Here is a 15,655-nt window from a genome sequence, read left to right as displayed (position 1 = left end):
CCTTGCAAAGCCGCGCGCTGGGCCGCCCAATAGGCGCCTGCGCGAGGGAGAGAAGACCATGTTAGACGTGAGATCGGAGGTGGGCCGCCTGCGCCAGGTGCTGGTGCACGCGCCGGGTGCCGAAGTGGACCTGATGGTCCCGGACATGATGGACGAGCTGCTGTTCGACGACATCCTGTTCGGCGAGCGTGCCCGCGACGAGCACGCCCGCTTCCGCCAGCTCCTCACGGCGCTCTCCGTCGACGTGCTCGACATGCAGGATCTGCTGGTCCAGGCCCTGGCGGAGGACGGCGCCCGTGATTGGCTCGTGGGCGCGATCCTCGACGACGTGTCGGCGCCGATCGCCGAGCGCCTGAGCAACGCCGCGCCGAGCGACCTGGCGCAGATGCTGATCACGGGGATTCGCTGCAGCGATGCGAGCGATGATTTGGCGAGCGAGGATCTGTTCGAGATCATGCCCGTGCCCAACTGGTGCTTCCAACGCGATCCCCAGTTCGTCATCGGCGACAGCGTGCTCTTCTCATCGATGGCCACCCGCTCACGCTCGCGCGAGGTGCTGCTCGCACGCTGCGTCTTCAAGTTCCATCCGAACTTCGCCAAGGCGCCGGTGCTGCTCGACCCTCTCGAGCGCACGCCGGACAGCCCGCTCTACATCGGCATGCACCAGCCGCGAATCGAAGGCGGCGATCTCATGATCCTGAGCCCGGACATCGCCGTGGTCGGCTACTCCGAGCGCACCAACCGCTCCGGCGTGCGTCACGTCATCAAAGGCCTCTCGCGCATGGAGAACAGGCCACGTTGGCTGATCGTGGCCGCCCTGCCGCACAAGCGCGCCTACATGCACCTGGACACGGTGGTCACCCAGATCGACCACGAACACTGCCTCGCCTTCCCGCCCGTGATCTTGCCGGGTCACGGCGACACGGCCAGCGTGTACGAGGTGGATCTCCACGAGTCCAACCCACAGCCCAAGGCGCGCGGTGACCTGCTGAGCGCCCTGCGTGCTCGCGGCATGGACCTGAAGGCCATTCCGTGCGGCGGCGAAGACCCGATCCGCCAGCAGCGCGAACAATGGACGGACGGCGCCAACGCCCTCGCCCTGGCCCCCGGCGTGGTGGTGCTCTACGAGCGCAACGTGGGCACAGCGCAGTGCCTGGATCGCCATGGCTACCAAGTGATCGAAGCGGACGAGGTGATCGCCGGTCGCCAGACCCTGGACCTCGCCAACCCCACGCCCACCTGCATATTGCTACCGAGCAACGAGCTTAGCCGCGCGCGCGGCGGCCCCCACTGCCTGAGCCACGCCTTGCGCCGAGATTCCCACTAGCGTGTCGTTTCGTTTCGCGGTGCTCTGCCTGGTCGTGCTGCTGGGCACGATCGCCTGCTCCCCCGCCGAGGACGAGACCGATACGGGATGGCAGCAAGCCCTGACCAGGGCTCAAGCCTTGAGCGATGCAGGGGACCACGAAGGGGCGCAGTTCGTCCTGCGCCGAGCGATCGCCGACGCGCCCCAGCAGGAGCCCACCCTGCACCTGGCCCTGGCCCGCGTCGCCTTGGCCCGGGGCCGTTCAGACCTCGCCCTCATCTCGGCAGAGGACGCGAGTCAGGCGGGCGCCACGGCGGACACGGTGGCGCTCCTGCGCGCGGAGGTCTACTACGCCGACGGGGATCTCCTGTCCTTGTCGGCCATGGCGAAGGGCCCCGCACTGGCCCCGAGCACCAACGTCATGTTGCGCTACTTCGAAGGCCGAGCCCTCGCCGAATCGCCCTACGCATCCACAGATCGCGTGTTCGAGCACTACTTCGCCCTCATCCGCGACATCGAGGCGCTCGACCCGACCACGCGGACGGACCTCGCCAACGGGGAGGTCGACCAGACCCTGGCGCAGCTGCGCACGACCAACGAGGCGGTAGAGCGAGCCTGGGTCCACCTGCGCTGCGCCGACCGCCCCGCCACCGCCCCCTCCGTCTGGCAAGCGACGACGATCTCCGGCGAGCGTCGCGTCCTGCACGTTGGCCCTCGCGAGGCCTACACCACCATCGCGGCGGCGGCGACCGCGGCCCGCGACGGTGATGTCGTCGAGATCGCAGCGGGCGACTACCCCGGCGATGTGGCGATCTGGACCCAGAACGGACTGCTGATCCGCGGCACGGGCGGACGACCGCACGTGCGCGGCGCCGGACGCCGCGTGGACGGCCGGGACGTCTGGCTGTTCAAGGGCGATGACATCGTCATCGAGAACGTGGAGATCTCCGGCGCCCGCTCCCCGAGCTACCACAACGGTGCCTCCATCCGACACATCGGCAAGCACCTGACCTTGCGCCACGTCTTTCTCCACGACAGCGAGAACGGCCTGCTCACGGGCAACCGCCATCCCGACAGTCGTATCCTGATCGAACACTCGGAGTTCGCCCGCAACGGCTACGGCGACGGCCTTACGCACAATGTGTACGTGGGCAAGATCGCCGAGCTGATCATGCGCTACAGCTACTCCCACGACAGCCACGTGGGCCACCTGGTGAAATCCCGCGCTGCCCGCACCCAGATCTGGTACAACCGCCTAACGGACGAGCAAGGTGATTCCAGCTACCTCATCGACACCCCGAACGGCGGCGAGGTGACGGTGATGGGGAACGTGCTCGAGCAGAACACCAAGGCCCACAACCAGTTCGCCATCTCCTACGCAGGCGAGGGCCTGCGTGGCGAGACGCACAGCTTGCAGCTGGTGAACAACTCCCTCTACAACCGCACCTACAACGGCGTGCTCGCCCACCTGCACACGCGCACGCGAACCTGGGCAGTCAACAACGTGGCCGTGGGCGCGCCGGTCGGCCTGGTCGATACGGAGTACGTGACCTACGTGGCACGCGAGGCCAACCTGCTGGCGGTCGACCATGGCCTGCGCGATCCAGCCAACTTCGACTTCGCGCTGACCCGAACCTCGCCGGCCATCGACAGCGGTGAGGCGCACGAGGTTCTACCCACGCTCGAGTACGTGCACCCCGTCGCTTACCGCCCGCGCCCGACGATCGATCGGATCGATATCGGCGCCTACGAGGGGTGTCTCGGCGCGCTGACCACGCAGCTATCGTCGCCAGCGCGCTGAGCCTCAGCGCTGGGGCGATGCCTTGAGCATGCCGCGCAGGGCGGCGATCTCGAGCACGGAGCGCAGCTGCACACCGATCCGCCACAAGCCACCGTGCACGGCCTTGTCCGTGAACAGCACCGACGGATGGCTCAGCGCCAGCGTGGGATCGGCGGCCGTCTCCGCGGCCCGCAGATCGTGCACCAGGAGGGCCGCCATGAGCGCGTTGCTGGTGGCGGGCGCGAAGATCTCCACGCCGTAGTGGGCGGCACCCGCGAAGGCGGCACCGAAGGCACGCCGGGCGAGCACCGAGGCGGTGGCCGTGGACGGCGCCACGTTGGCCGATACGCGCACGCCCTGAGCGCGCGCGTGCAGGGCGCGCCACTTCTGAATGTGCTTGGCGAGGGCGTAGTTCGGCCCCTGCGCCGGCACGATGCCGTCGTAGAGCCCGTAGGCGCTCCCGCTCGGGGCACGTACGTCATCGGCGACGTTAGGCACGTACAGCCGCCCACCGGTCAACGCGTTAAGGGGCTTGCGCCACAGGTTGCGCAGGCCGTGGCTGGCGTAGCGCTGGCGGGCCGCGGCCGCAGCGTCTTCGGGCACGGCAAACACGTCCGATGGCGTGAGAAGGAAGGCCAGGGACACGTCCAAACGCTTGGCGGTGAGGTGCTCCATGACGGCGTCCATCGCCACTTCGAGGCGCACATGATCGCGCCCATGCATGTAGCCGTAGGCGCCGACGCACATCGGCCCCTCGATCGCTGCCAGCCAGGTGGTGACCTCGGGCGTCATCAGCAACAGGTCGGCACCCGCCGCCTGCGAGCGCGCCGCATCGCTCGCGTCCGCCGCCACCGCCTCACGCAGGGGATAGCGCAGGCGACCCGCGCCGCTGCGCGCGAGGGTGAACAGCCGCTGCCAGATGGCGGGGCGGTCGATGTCCACGGCGATCAGGTCGGCGCCCCAGGCACTCAGGCATTCGAAGGGCCCCAGTTCAGCGCCGGCCCCGAGCAGGGCGATCTGCTGATCGCGCAGGTCCAGCCACTCGTGCTGGTGCGCGCACACCTCGTGCAGGGCATGCGCGGCCGTGGGCTCCAGAATTCCCTGTGACTGCCAGCGATCGATCTGCTGGCGCAGGGCGTCTCCGGCGAGCACCTGATCACCGTAGGGCACGGTGAACTCGCGTTGCCGCGCGCCCTCGCCCATGAGCTCACCGGTGCGCAGGGTGTCTTGCCCATAGCGCTCCAGGGCGATGCGGGGCGCGAGCTGATCGTCGTCGCGCAGGAACTCGAAGGCGCCGTGGACGGCGTCGAGGCCACGGGTGGCCATGGCGATCATGGCGTCGTCGGAGCGCTCCACACCGGCCCGGACCATCGCCAGGAAATGGCGACCGTAGCGCTTGCGCCAATCGCCCTCGCGACGGATGGCGACCGCGCCCTGGCTGTCCACGGCCTGCAGCGCGCTCGCCAACACGTGCTGGCTGATCGCGGTGGTACTGCGTTTGCCGTCGGCGTTGGCGGCGAATTGAACACCCTGTTCGTCGCGGGCCACGAGGGATTGCGCGCTGATCATCGTCTTCCATGGCGTCGAGGTTCGTGGCGGCAAGGGTACCCCAATCGATGTCAGCGCGCGGCGTGTCTCACGAACCGGTGAGCTGGTATGGCGATCGGGTCCGTGGCCTGTGACTCGACACACGGAAAACTCCGCGGTGCGATGCGAGGCTTCGAAGACCGCTGGTGGGCGCCGGGAACGCCCCAAGGCGGCCTCGACAGCCAAGATGACGCGTAGCTGGAGCCCCCCACTCGCATGACCACCCGCGCCGCTCCGACCGCCCCCAAGGCAGCCCTGCTCCTGGCGATCCAGGGGCTGGCGATGGGCGCTTGCTACCGCTGGCTGGACGGCGACACCTTTGCCGCCGCCATCGCCGTCGTCGCCGTGCTCGGCACACTCGGCGCCATCGCCCTGCTGCGTCGCCCATCCGCCCCGGCCGCCGACGACGACACCTTCCGCTTCAGCCCCATGCCGATGTTTCGCGCGACCGTCGACGGCGAGATCACCGAGACCAACGCTGCACTTCGCGACCTCCTCAGGCTCGAGGGAACGGCCGAAGGTGACCTGGCGGGACTCAACCTCGCCGAACCCATCGCCGTCAGCGCGCGCCGTCTCACGATTCGCAACCGAGCGGGCGGTATGCGCACCAAGGAGACGATCTTCACGCGCGACGGCGAAGCGAAGGACGTACTCCTCTACGTGCGCCTGAGCGACGCCGCCTCGCCAGCAGATCAGCGGGTCGAAGGCGCCGCCATCGACATGACCGAGTTCTACAGCGTCAAGCGCGCCGTTCGTGCCAGTCGCGAGCGCTTCCGACGCCTCTACGACGAGACCCCCGTGGCCCTGCTCAGCGCGGACAGCAACGGCACCATCACCGATGTGAACAGCTTCCTGTTGAACCGCTTCGATGTGGAGCGCACCGCCATCGTCGGCAAGCCCCTGGTGTCGTTGATCGCGGACGAGCAACGCGATCTCGCCTTGCAGCAGATCGTCATCGCCCTGGAGAGCGGCGTGCGCTCCACCACGGACACCCAGTGCCTGGTGAGTGCGCAGCACGAGTTCCCGGCGCGCATGTACCTCAACCCACGACCGGCGCGCAGCTCCTCCGGCGAAGCCCTGATGGTGACGCTGTTCGATCTCACGGAGATCCGCCAGGCGGAAACCGAGCGCGACCGCGTCGCCAACCGCCTGCGGGTGGCCGAGCGCCTGGAAGCGGTGGGGCAGCTCGCCTTCGCCGTGGCCCACGAGGTGAATACGCCCTCGCAGTACGTGATCGACAACTTGGAGTTCCTGCAGGAGACCTGCGACGCCCTCGTCAAGGGGCTGCTCGCGGCACTGCCCGACGGCTGCGACGACGACCTGCAGTACTACCTGGACGAGTACGCTCCCGCCATCGAGCAGTCGCTCGAGGGCATGCGCCACATCAAGAAGATCGTCGGCGCCATGAGCCGCCTGACCGACCCGGTGGATCCAAGCGAGCGAGCGCCCACGGACCTCAACGAGCTGATCGAGAACGTGGCGATGCTCGCGCGTGGTGAATGCCCGGCCACCGCCGAACTCGCCGTGCAACTCGACGACGGGCTGCAGCACACCCCCTGCGATCCCTCAGCGATACACCAGGCCCTGCTCAACGTGCTGCGCAACTCCGCGCAAGCCGTGGCAGAAAAAGGCGGTGAGGGGACGATTCGGATCATCACCCGCCAGCGCGATCAGCAGGCTGAGCTGGTGATCGAGGACACGGGCTGCGGCATCGCGCCGGAGAATCTGGACCGGGTGATCAATCCCTTCTTCACCACCCGAGAGTTGGGTGAGGGCACGGGCCAGGGCCTCTCGATCGCCCACCGCATCGTGACCGAGGAGCACGAGGGCACGCTCGACCTGGAGAGCGAACACGGCGCGTGGACCCGCCTCACGATCCGCTTGCCCCAGAGCGCTTCGCGCGAAGCCGCCTGAGGCGGCCCGACTCACCCGAGCCGAACCGCCTCGCGGCCTACTAGGCTAGTCGAAGGTGAACAGCAACTCGTTCGAGAGCGCGCAGCTACCGAGATCGATCGCCTGCAAGCCCAGCGTGCGACCGCTGAGCCCTGCCGGCACATCGCGGGTGAGCACGGCGTCACCGGCCGCATCCGCTCGCGCGAAGCCGACCAAGCGGGCGTTGCCAAGCTCGATCACCTCGCCTGCACAGGGGCCAAGGCCTGGCGTCGTACCGGCGGGTGCCCCCAGGTAGTACAGCACGGCCTGATCGGCGCCCGCCCCGCTCACGGCGAAGTCGTTCACCTGCCCGGCGATGCCCGGCGACGGTTCACTCAGCACGAAACCGCCGCTGATGCCCTCGCACTCATCCGGCACGCCGGAGCCATCGGTGTCGAGGCTGTCGCCCGTATCGATGTCCGTGACGTCCGAGCGACCGTTGTCGTTGCAGTCCGGGAACAGGCGCACGTAGTAGACGTCCTGCTCACCGTTGAGGGTGGCCGAGTACACGGCGCTCGCATCCTCGCGGCCCGAGACGACTTGGTAGTAGTCACCGATCTTGCTCTGGCGGGGGAAGCCGACGAAGGAGTCCCAGGCGGGGGTGATGGGCTCATTGCCCTGCCAGGTCTGGCCGCCGTCGTAAGACCAGGCGTAGAAGATCTCCGAGATGTTCTCCTGGCCGCTGTTGCGCGTATCCGCCCAGATCGCATCGATGCGCCCGTCGAGAGCCACATCGCCCGCCGCCAGCCACTGCCATCCGGTGCCGGCGTCGTTATTCACCCGCACCGGCGCAGACCAGGTGTCACCACCATCGGTGCTGCGGATGATGTTGACGTCGAGGGGGTCGGCCCCCGGCGGGTTGACCGAGGCCAGCAGGTACACGTGGCCGCGCGTGTCGCCGTCCGAGCGGTCGACCATGACGTTGGCCTGACCTAACAAACCGCCTGGGTTGGGACCAGCGCCGAGCACCATCGAGCCCCCCATCTCCACCCGCTCACCGCTGAAGCTGGGGGTGACCGCCGGGTTCTGGGCGTCCGTCGAGCGGGAGACCACGAACTGGTTGAGATCCTGGGTGAACGTGCCGTCGACGCCGGCGGAGTACAGGGTGCCGTCGGGCCCCACCGCGAGGGTGCCGAAGGTCGGGCTCAAATCCACGGCGACGGGGAACTGCCAGCTGTCGTTGGCGTCGATGGAGCGGGTCAGCACATTGCTGCCGCAGCAGCCGAAGAAGCGCTGCCAGATGCCGTAGGCATGGCCATCACCGAGGCCGCCGGTGGCGTCCACGGCCAGCCAGTTCTTATCCCCGCCGAAGCTCGGGATGGGCGGGCCGTAGGAGACGCCGCCGTTGGTGGAGGTGAAGGTCTCCACGGCGAAGGTCTCCTGCAGGCTCTGGTAGAGCAGGCGACCGTCGCTCAAGCTCGCGAGCACAGGGTCTGAGCGGAACACGCCCGGCGTGAGGACGGCGGGGGCTGTCCAGTTCTGGCCACCGTCGAAGCTGAAGGCGTTGCCGGCCTGGCGGAAGTCGGAGTTGATGCTGTCGAACTGGCGCCAGCCGACAGCGATGTTGTCGGGGTCGGTGGCGCTCACCGTGAGGGACGGCTCGTTCGCCGCATCGCCCACGATGTTCATACCGTTAGCATCCACATTAACTTGAACGCTGACGTAGGGACCGCCCACGATGCGCCGAGCAGCGGAGCGCGCCGCAGGGTCATCCTGCGCGCGAACCTTGGCCGGGGGATCGTTGGGGGCTTCACGATAGAGAGATTGCAGCTCCTGGGCGTGGGCGTTGGTGTTGAGCGCGAGTGCGATGCTCAAGGGCAGCAGTAGCAGCGTTTTGCACGCTGTCTTGGGTGTCGTCATGAGGAATCCTGCCTCTTTTGGTGATAGGCGTTATCCATAACGCTGCATGCCCACAGCGCACGAAGCGGCCGTGGGCATGCAGCCGGGGCAGTGTGCAGCAATCTCGCCGTTGCCACCATGCACAGAGCACCATTCGATAGCGGGCGACCTATCGGTGCTTGCCGCGTGTCACAGGGTGCTTTGGGTGACGTTGCTGAGGGTGCAGCTCTGCAGATCGAGGGCCTGGAAGTAGAGCGTGCGTCCGGCCAGGCTAATCGGCAGTGGACGCGAAGCCAGGGCGCGACCCTCGGGGTCGGCCTGAGCGCCCGCGAGACGCCGCTCGGACGCCAGGGCGAGGGTGACCTCACAGTTGCCCACGGTGATCGGCGTGTCGCCTTCGTTGCCCGCGGCGAAGATCAGGCTGACGCCGCCGGGCGAGCCATTGAGGGTCTCCCACTCGTTCACCACGCCGGCCTCACCGGGGGCCGTGGGCGACAAGGTGAACACGGGTGGGGGCGGTGCCTCGTCCACCACGTCGAGGGTGATCATCACGCTGCCGCCCACCTCGCCGCCAGCGCCTTCCCCAGCGTAGGCCGTGGCCGTGATCGTGAGCTCGCCGAGGGGCGGGGTCCAGGCGTTGAAGTCGCCGTTGCTGTCGCCAGCGAGGGCGTAGGGCGCGACGTTCTCCGTGGAGAACACGGCACCGTCGAGGAGGAAGCGAACGCTGCCGATCTCACCGTCCGTGCGCGCCACCACGTTGAGGTTGCGGGTGGGGAGCGTCGCGAGGTTGAGGGTAGCGCCGTCGGCCAGGGGGTCCTGGTCGGGGATCGGCTGATCCAAGTCCGCGTCGATCAAGGCGAGCTCCACCACGGCGAAGTCCGGCGGGGGCGGCGGCGGGGCGTCGTCGTCGCGCAGGATCAAGGCCACCCAGTCTTCCGAGGGGCGTGAGGGCGATGTGCCCAAGGCGGCCGGCGCGCCGCCGAGCAGGGTGAGTGGCTCACCTGCGAACTCGCCGGTGACGGGGTCGTACCAGCGACGCACGAAGCTGCCCGCCACGCCGCCTAAATCCAGAGAGCCTGCCGGATCGGCGTCGGGCAAATAGATCGCGTAGGCCTCGCCCACCTTGGCGAGCACCTCGCCACCGCCGAAGGCGCCGGCCTCGCCGCTCAGGAGCGCGTCGTTCGGGGCCATCTCCCAGAACGGCACCTGCTCCTCGAGGAAGCGCCGGGCGTACCACATGTAGTCGTACATCTCCGCGCGGGTGCGGAAGTCCTCCGTGCGCATGTCGCCGCCCAAGGGCAGGTCGTGGTAGCCGAAGTACCACTCGATGGCACCGCCGGAGAAGTACACGTCGTAGAGCACGCGCTTGCGCAGGTCCTCGGCATTCTCATCGTTGAGGCCCGAGCCGGCGGGGTTGTTCTCGTCCATGTCGAGGATCCACGGGCGGCCCACGGCGGCGGAGTTCTGGCGCCAGGTCTCCACGTGATCGCCCGCCTGATCCGGGGCGTACTGGATCGAGGTGGCATCGAAGCGGTCTTCGCCGACGATCTCATCGTAGTCACGAAAGTTGTTCGGTTTCGTGTGCACGGCGATGTGCTTGCCGGACCAATCGAGGGCGCGCAGGTAGTCGGCGAACTCGCGCAGCGCCGAGACGTTGTAGTCGTTCTCTTCGGAGAGGTTCCACTTGCCGGTCAGCAGGTAGGCGAAGCGGGCGATGAGCTCGCGATAATAGAGCTTGCGCTCCACGCCCAGGGTTCCGTCGTCCAGCCATTGCTCGTTTGGCGATTCGGTCTCCGCCAGCACGAAGTGCGGTGAGATGCCCTGCTCCTGGGCGTGATTGAGCACCAGGTTCCATTCGTAGAGCTTTCGGATGTCGTAGTGGGTCTTGTCGAAGCGATCGTCGGCGGGCCCCACGAAGGGGTAGGTCTCCTGACCGTCCCCGCCGAGATTCATCGGCAGGAAGTAGATGGAGTTCACCTTGGCACTCGCGAGGTAGTTCAGGGCGCCGATGATGCCCTCGCTGTCGACGCCGCTCTGCTCGTTGAAAAACTCGGGATCGCCGGGAGAGAAGTCCTGGCGGTGGGGTGCGTACTCGTGGAGGAAGCCCGAGTTGATGCCGCCCTGGTCTTCCGTGTTGTGAAAGCCGGCGTAGCCGAGGAAGTTCTCAGGGCTATCGACGCCACCCTTCAGCCAGTAGGGTCCGTCGCGAAACTTCGGGTAGTGCTCACCGACGTACTCCAATCGGCCCCAGGGCAGAAAGCCACTGGCATCGGGGTCGATGGGCGCGATGTCGACGCTGCCAGTCTCACCGTCGGGCCCGGTGGCCTCGCCTGCCTGGGGGTCGAGGGAGATGGCCACTTCCTCACCGCTTCGAAAGCGCGCCGTGTACTGCCAGGTGCCGGGCGCCTCCGGCGCGAAACGTACGCGCCAGACATCTCCCGTCGCACCACCGCTGCCGTCACCGGCGAAGAACCCGGGCACGGAGATCAGCTGACCGTCGGGTCCGGTCCACTCCACGGTCAGTCGGTAGTCGAGGAAGGGGTTTGGGGCGTCATCCCGCTCATTGGCTTCAGGGCCGACGAAGTCGACCGTAAGGGGGTGCCAGGTGATCAGCGAGCCACTGATCTGTGCGGCATGCGCGAGGCCCGTACCCAAGCTAAGGAGCACGAGCGCGACCCCACCTGCACAACGCATTAGGTGCGCGATACAGGCGGCAGATGGGAGCTGATTCATGAACGTTTCCAGGATGAAAGACCGGTATTGAGCATAATCAACGCGCGTCAGAATTCCTGATGTCCCTGGTCGACGACGACGCCGGCAGGCGTCACCGGGTGAATTCGCCGTCGGTCGGGTGCTCCGCACGGTTATCGCGAAAGCCAAGCCAGTAATCCGATTTGCGGCATCTGTTTCGATTCTATTTATTGGAATTCAGATGGCACTAAATTGATCTGGATCAATTGATGCGATGCGCTTTAATCCTCCGCGTTCCCAATCGCCTCGGAGGAAGCCCACCGTGCCGACGTACATGATCCCCCATCGTGGCACCAGCGTTGATGCTGCTTGCCGCCGCCGTCTCCTTCGCCAACCCCGGTCGCCGCCCGACCAACCGCGGGCCCTTGGTGGCGGAGATCCTGGCTCTGTTCGCCATGGCCAGCAGCCTCGGCGCCGGGCTGGTGCTGATCACCCAGGGCCCCGGCACCAGCCCCGCCCTGCTGGGCTTGAGTTCGCGCCTCGATGTGGTGAGCGTACTGATGCTGCTGTTGGTGAGCTTCGTCGGCTGGGTGGTGCTGCGCTACTCGCGCAACTACCTCGACGGCGAGTCGCGCCAGGGCGCGTTCACGGGCTGGATGTGCCTCACGCTCGCCGCCGTACTCCTCCTCGTGCAGGCGGGCAACCTAACGCAACTGTTCGTGGCCTGGGTGAGCACGAGCCTGACGCTGCATCGTCTGCTTCTGTTCTACCCCGATCGCGTGCCCGCCCAGCGCGCCGCCGCCAAGAAGTTCGTCGTCGCCCGACTCAGTGACGGTGCGCTACTCGGCGCTGTCGTGCTTCTTGCCAACGCCTTCGGCACCGGCGACATCGCCACCATCCTGAGTGCCGCGAGCACCGGCGAGAGCAGTGCGTCGCTCACCCTGGCGGCAGGCCTGATCGCCATCGCGGCCCTGCTCAAGTCGGCCCAGTTCCCCACCCACGGCTGGCTGACGGAGGTGATGGAGACGCCGACGCCGGTGTCGGCCCTGCTCCACGCGGGCTTGATCAACGCCGGGGGCTTCCTCCTCTTACGCTTCGCCGACGTGATGCTGCTGGCGCCCGGCATGCTCGCCGTGCTGGTGATCATCGGTGGCTTCACCGCGCTGTACGGCAGCTGCGTGATGCTGACCCAGCCGACCGTGAAGACTTCCCTCGCCTGGTCGACCGTGGCTCAGATGGGCTTCATGACCCTCCAGTGCGGTCTCGGCCTGTTCGCCCTGGCCTTGCTGCACATCGTTGCCCACTCGCTCTACAAGGCGCACGCGTTCCTCGCCGCTGGCGGCGCGGTCGAGCGGGTCGCGTCGATCCAGCGCCCGGGGCCGGTGGCTATCCCGCGCGCGGGCGCGGTGGTCCTGTCATTCATCGCGGCACTCACGATCTACTGCGCCATCGGCCTCGCCTTCGGCCTCGATCACAAGTCGGCCCAGGCCATCGTGCTCGGCGCCATTCTCGTGCTGGGCGTGGCCTACCTGCTGGCGCAGGGCTTTGCCGATGCAGCGCCGCGCGAGCTCACCCGTCGCACGGCGCTCTACTCGGTGGTGACCTCCGTCGCCTACTTCACCCTGCACAACGCCGCCGAGTGGCTCACCGCCGGCACGCTGCCGGCGCCGCCGACGCCGGACTCCCTTGAGTGGGCGCTGATGGTGCTGTCGGTGCTGAGCTTCGCTCTGGTGGCGGTGGGCCAAGCCACCTTCCCCCTGTGGGCCTACCACCCCGCCGCCGCGGGCTTGCGCGTACACCTCTCGAACGGCCTGTACGTAAACGCCCTGTTCGATCGCCTCGTCGGCGGTTGGTCCATCACCCGTCGCCCATCGCGCACCGCTGCCTGAGGAGGAAGATCATGAGCAACGTACAAGAGACGACTGTGCAGACCGGCCTGCTGGCCGCCGCCGACGCGGCTGTGCGCGCCGTGCCCCCCGTGTGGCCCCTGGCCTCCTCCGTCGCCGTCAACCCCTACCTGGGGCAGACCGGCGACACCCTGGCGCGGACCGGTGCCCGCCTGGCCCGCGTGGCCGGGTGCCCGATCACCATGCCGCGCAGCTGGTACCTCGAGCGTATCGCCGCCGGCACCATCACCGATGATCACCTAGCCGATGCCTTAGCCAAAGCGCCGGACCACCTGCGTCCGCAGGACGTGGAGGCCCTGAAAGCGGCCGCGGCCACCCCGGCTCCGGCGCCGAAGGCGTTGCCCACGGTGGCGGAACTCGCCGCTCAGGAGAGCGGCACCGACTGGCCACGCCTGATCGCCGAACGTGTCGGTCACTGGGCCGCGGGCTATTTCGATGCGGGCCAAGCCCTCTGGAGCGCCCCGCGCGGGCGCAACGCCTGGACCGCCTGGCGGGCCACCGCCACCCACGACCTCACGCCCGAGATCCACGGCCTTGCGGGCTTTGCCCAGCGCGTCGCCGAGGCGCCGGATAGCGCCAGCGAAGCCATCGCCCGCGCCGTCGACGGCCTGGGTCTCGACGCCGAGGCCCTCGACACCTACTTCCACCAGCTGCTGATGACCGTGAACGGCTGGGCCCAGGTGGCGCGCTATCACCTGTGGCAGGCGGAGCTGGCCGGCACCAGCGACGAGACCGCGATCGACCTGTTGGCGATCCGACTCACCTACGAGCTGGCACTCTACGAGCAACACCGTGAGGCTCTCACGGAACAGTGGTTGGTCACGCGTGCAGAGCACTCAACGCCGTTGGAAGCGGATGCTGAGCTATGGCTGGACGCCATTCTCCAGGAAGCAGCCGAGCGCGCCGCGCAGTGCGACATCGCCGGCAAGCTGAACCTGGGGCCGGTCGCCGCCGACGATGGCGATCGCACCCGCCCGGCCCTGCAGGCCGCCTTCTGCATCGATGTGCGCTCGGAGGTCTTCCGACGCGCCCTGGAGGGTCTGGACGCACGCATCGAGACCCTTGGCTTCGCCGGCTTCTTCGGCATCGCCACCTCGCACAAGCGCTTCGCCTCGGACACCGCGGAGCACCGCCTGCCGGTGCTCTTGAACGCGGGCGTGCACTCGGTGTCCGGCACCTGCGATCACGAGCCCAAGGCATTCGCTAGCCGCATCAAGGCCCGCGCCACGCGCGCCTGGGGTCGTTTCAAGTTGGCGGCGGTGTCGTCCTTCGCGTTCGTCGAGGCCTCCGGCCCGCTGTACATCGTGAAGCTGATCCGCGACTCCCTCGGCGGCAGCGCCCACGATGCGGCGCCCACGGATCCCGCCCCGCGTCTCGATCCCGACCTCCACCTGGAGCAGCGCATCGCCGCTGCGCGTACCGTACTCAGCGCGATGTCCCTCACGGACAACTTCGCTCGCGTGGTGGTGCTCGCCGGCCACGGCGCCAACGTGGTCAACAACCCCCACGCCAGCGCCCTGCACTGCGGCGCCTGTGGCGGCTACTCGGGTGAGGTCAACGCGCGGCTACTCGCAGGCCTGCTCAACGATGGCGACGTGCGCCAGGGCCTGCGCGACGGCGGTCTCGAGATCCCCGAAGACACCTGGTTCGTCGGTGCCCTGCACGACACCACCACCGACGCCGTCACCCTCTACGCCGACGATTCGCCGTCCACGGAGCACGCCGAGGACCTCGCGCAGGTGCGGACCTGGCTTCGCAGCGCCGGTCAGGTGACACGCGGCGAGCGTGCCCTGAGCCTGCCCCGCGCCGAGAGCGGCGACGAGGTCTCCGCGCGCAGCGGCGACTGGGCCGAGACCCGGCCCGAGTGGGCCCTCGCCGGCTGCCGCGCCTTCATCGCCGCCCCGCGCGGTCGCACGGCCGGCCACGACCTTGGCGGTCGCGCCTTCCTGCACAACTACGACTGGCAGCAGGACGAGGGCTTCGGCGTGCTGGAGCTCATCCTCACCGCCCCCGTGGTGGTGGCGAGTTGGATCAGCCTGCAGTACTACGGCTCGAGCGTGAGCCCCGAGGTGTTCGGCGGCGGTAACAAGCTGCTGCACAACGTGGTCGGCGGCATCGGCGTGGTCGAGGGCAACGGCGGCCTGCTGCGCGCGGGTCTGCCCTGGCAGTCGGTGCACGACGGCGAGGGCTACCAGCACGAACCGCTGCGCCTGTCCGTGATCGCCGAGGCCCCGCGCGAGGCGATCAGTGAGATCCTCGGCCGCCACGACGGCGTACGCGACCTCTTCGATAACGGTTGGCTGCACTTGTTCAGCATCGACGGCGATCGCCTGTGGCGCTACACGGGGGATCTGCAGTGGGCTGAGGAGCTCGAGGGCAGCGCGACCGGCGGCGCCTTCGACACCTCGCCACCCCTGTCAGCTGCCGCGAGCTAGCCCGGCAAGACGGCGCCGGGCTCCAATCGGGGCCTGGCCCATCCCCTCGGGCAGCGTCACCACTTATGAGATCCGCTATGCGGGGCACGCCCTCGGCGCGCGAGCGACAGCGGACACTCAATTCCCGAGCAAAACGTGGGGTGATCAACGGCGTGCGACCGACGCTGCCGCTTAGCAC

At 68.1% G+C, this 15,655-nt stretch carries 8 protein-coding genes; 5 read left to right on the top strand and 3 right to left on the bottom strand.

Going from position 1 to position 15,655, the window contains the following annotated elements:
- Window positions 1-58: 58 nt before the first annotated feature.
- Both AAF184_04580 and AAF184_04575 read left to right on the top strand, forming a co-directional pair.
- Window positions 59-1,327: an arginine deiminase family protein gene (locus AAF184_04580; protein MEO0421585.1), complete on the top strand. Its 1,269-nt coding sequence runs from the start codon at window positions 59-61 to the stop codon at window positions 1,325-1,327.
- A 1-nt stretch (window position 1,328) separates the two neighbouring features.
- Window positions 1,329-3,107, top strand: a complete 1,779-nt coding sequence (locus AAF184_04575; GenBank protein MEO0421584.1) for a hypothetical protein — start codon at window positions 1,329-1,331, stop codon at window positions 3,105-3,107.
- 3 nt (window positions 3,108-3,110) lie between these two features.
- On the opposite strand, the gene AAF184_04570 is transcribed toward AAF184_04575, so the two are convergent.
- Window positions 3,111-4,655: a hypothetical protein gene (locus tag AAF184_04570; GenBank protein MEO0421583.1), complete on the bottom strand. Its 1,545-nt coding sequence runs from the start codon at window positions 4,653-4,655 to the stop codon at window positions 3,111-3,113.
- A gap of 234 nt (window positions 4,656-4,889) precedes the next feature.
- On the opposite strand from AAF184_04570, the gene AAF184_04565 reads away from it, so the two are divergent.
- On the top strand, window positions 4,890-6,587 hold the full coding sequence (locus AAF184_04565) for an ATP-binding protein (GenBank protein ID MEO0421582.1): 1,698 nt from the start codon (window positions 4,890-4,892) through the stop codon (window positions 6,585-6,587).
- Between the two features lie 45 nt (window positions 6,588-6,632).
- Here AAF184_04565 and AAF184_04560 read toward each other — a convergent pair whose 3' ends face one another.
- Both AAF184_04560 and AAF184_04555 read right to left on the bottom strand, forming a co-directional pair.
- On the bottom strand, window positions 6,633-8,465 hold the full coding sequence (locus AAF184_04560) for a sialidase family protein (protein ID MEO0421581.1): 1,833 nt from the start codon (window positions 8,463-8,465) through the stop codon (window positions 6,633-6,635).
- A gap of 168 nt (window positions 8,466-8,633) precedes the next feature.
- On the bottom strand, window positions 8,634-11,177 hold the full coding sequence (locus AAF184_04555) for a DUF5060 domain-containing protein (protein MEO0421580.1): 2,544 nt from the start codon (window positions 11,175-11,177) through the stop codon (window positions 8,634-8,636).
- 320 nt (window positions 11,178-11,497) lie between these two features.
- On the opposite strand from AAF184_04555, the gene AAF184_04550 reads away from it, so the two are divergent.
- The gene (locus AAF184_04550; protein MEO0421579.1) at window positions 11,498-13,024 is read left to right on the top strand and encodes a proton-conducting transporter membrane subunit; all 1,527 of its coding nucleotides are present in this window, start codon (window positions 11,498-11,500) and stop codon (window positions 13,022-13,024) included.
- Between the two features lie 11 nt (window positions 13,025-13,035).
- Window positions 13,036-15,477 (top strand): DUF2309 domain-containing protein, encoded by a 2,442-nt coding sequence (locus tag AAF184_04545; protein ID MEO0421578.1) that lies wholly within the window; start codon window positions 13,036-13,038, stop codon window positions 15,475-15,477.
- Window positions 15,478-15,655 lie beyond the last annotated feature (178 nt).

The organism is Pseudomonadota bacterium, from assembly GCA_039815145.1.
GTDB lineage: Bacteria > Pseudomonadota > Gammaproteobacteria > Steroidobacterales > JBCBZW01 > JBCBZW01.
This window is presented reverse-complemented; position numbering and strand designations above follow the sequence as displayed.

What these genes read in the sequence shown, in the direction of transcription:
- AAF184_04555 (MEO0421580.1), bottom strand. Translation starts at nt 11,177, where the DNA reads ATGAATCAGCTCCCATCTGCCGCCTGTATCGCGCACCTAATGCGTTGT.
- AAF184_04570 (MEO0421583.1), bottom strand. Translation starts at nt 4,655, where the DNA reads ATGATCAGCGCGCAATCCCTCGTGGCCCGCGACGAACAGGGTGTTCAA.
- AAF184_04580 (MEO0421585.1), top strand. Translation starts at nt 59, where the DNA reads ATGTTAGACGTGAGATCGGAGGTGGGCCGCCTGCGCCAGGTGCTGGTG.
- AAF184_04550 (MEO0421579.1), top strand. Translation starts at nt 11,498, where the DNA reads ATGCTGCTTGCCGCCGCCGTCTCCTTCGCCAACCCCGGTCGCCGCCCG.
- AAF184_04545 (MEO0421578.1), top strand. Translation starts at nt 13,036, where the DNA reads ATGAGCAACGTACAAGAGACGACTGTGCAGACCGGCCTGCTGGCCGCC.
- AAF184_04565 (MEO0421582.1), top strand. Translation starts at nt 4,890, where the DNA reads ATGACCACCCGCGCCGCTCCGACCGCCCCCAAGGCAGCCCTGCTCCTG.
- AAF184_04560 (MEO0421581.1), bottom strand. Translation starts at nt 8,465, where the DNA reads ATGACGACACCCAAGACAGCGTGCAAAACGCTGCTACTGCTGCCCTTG.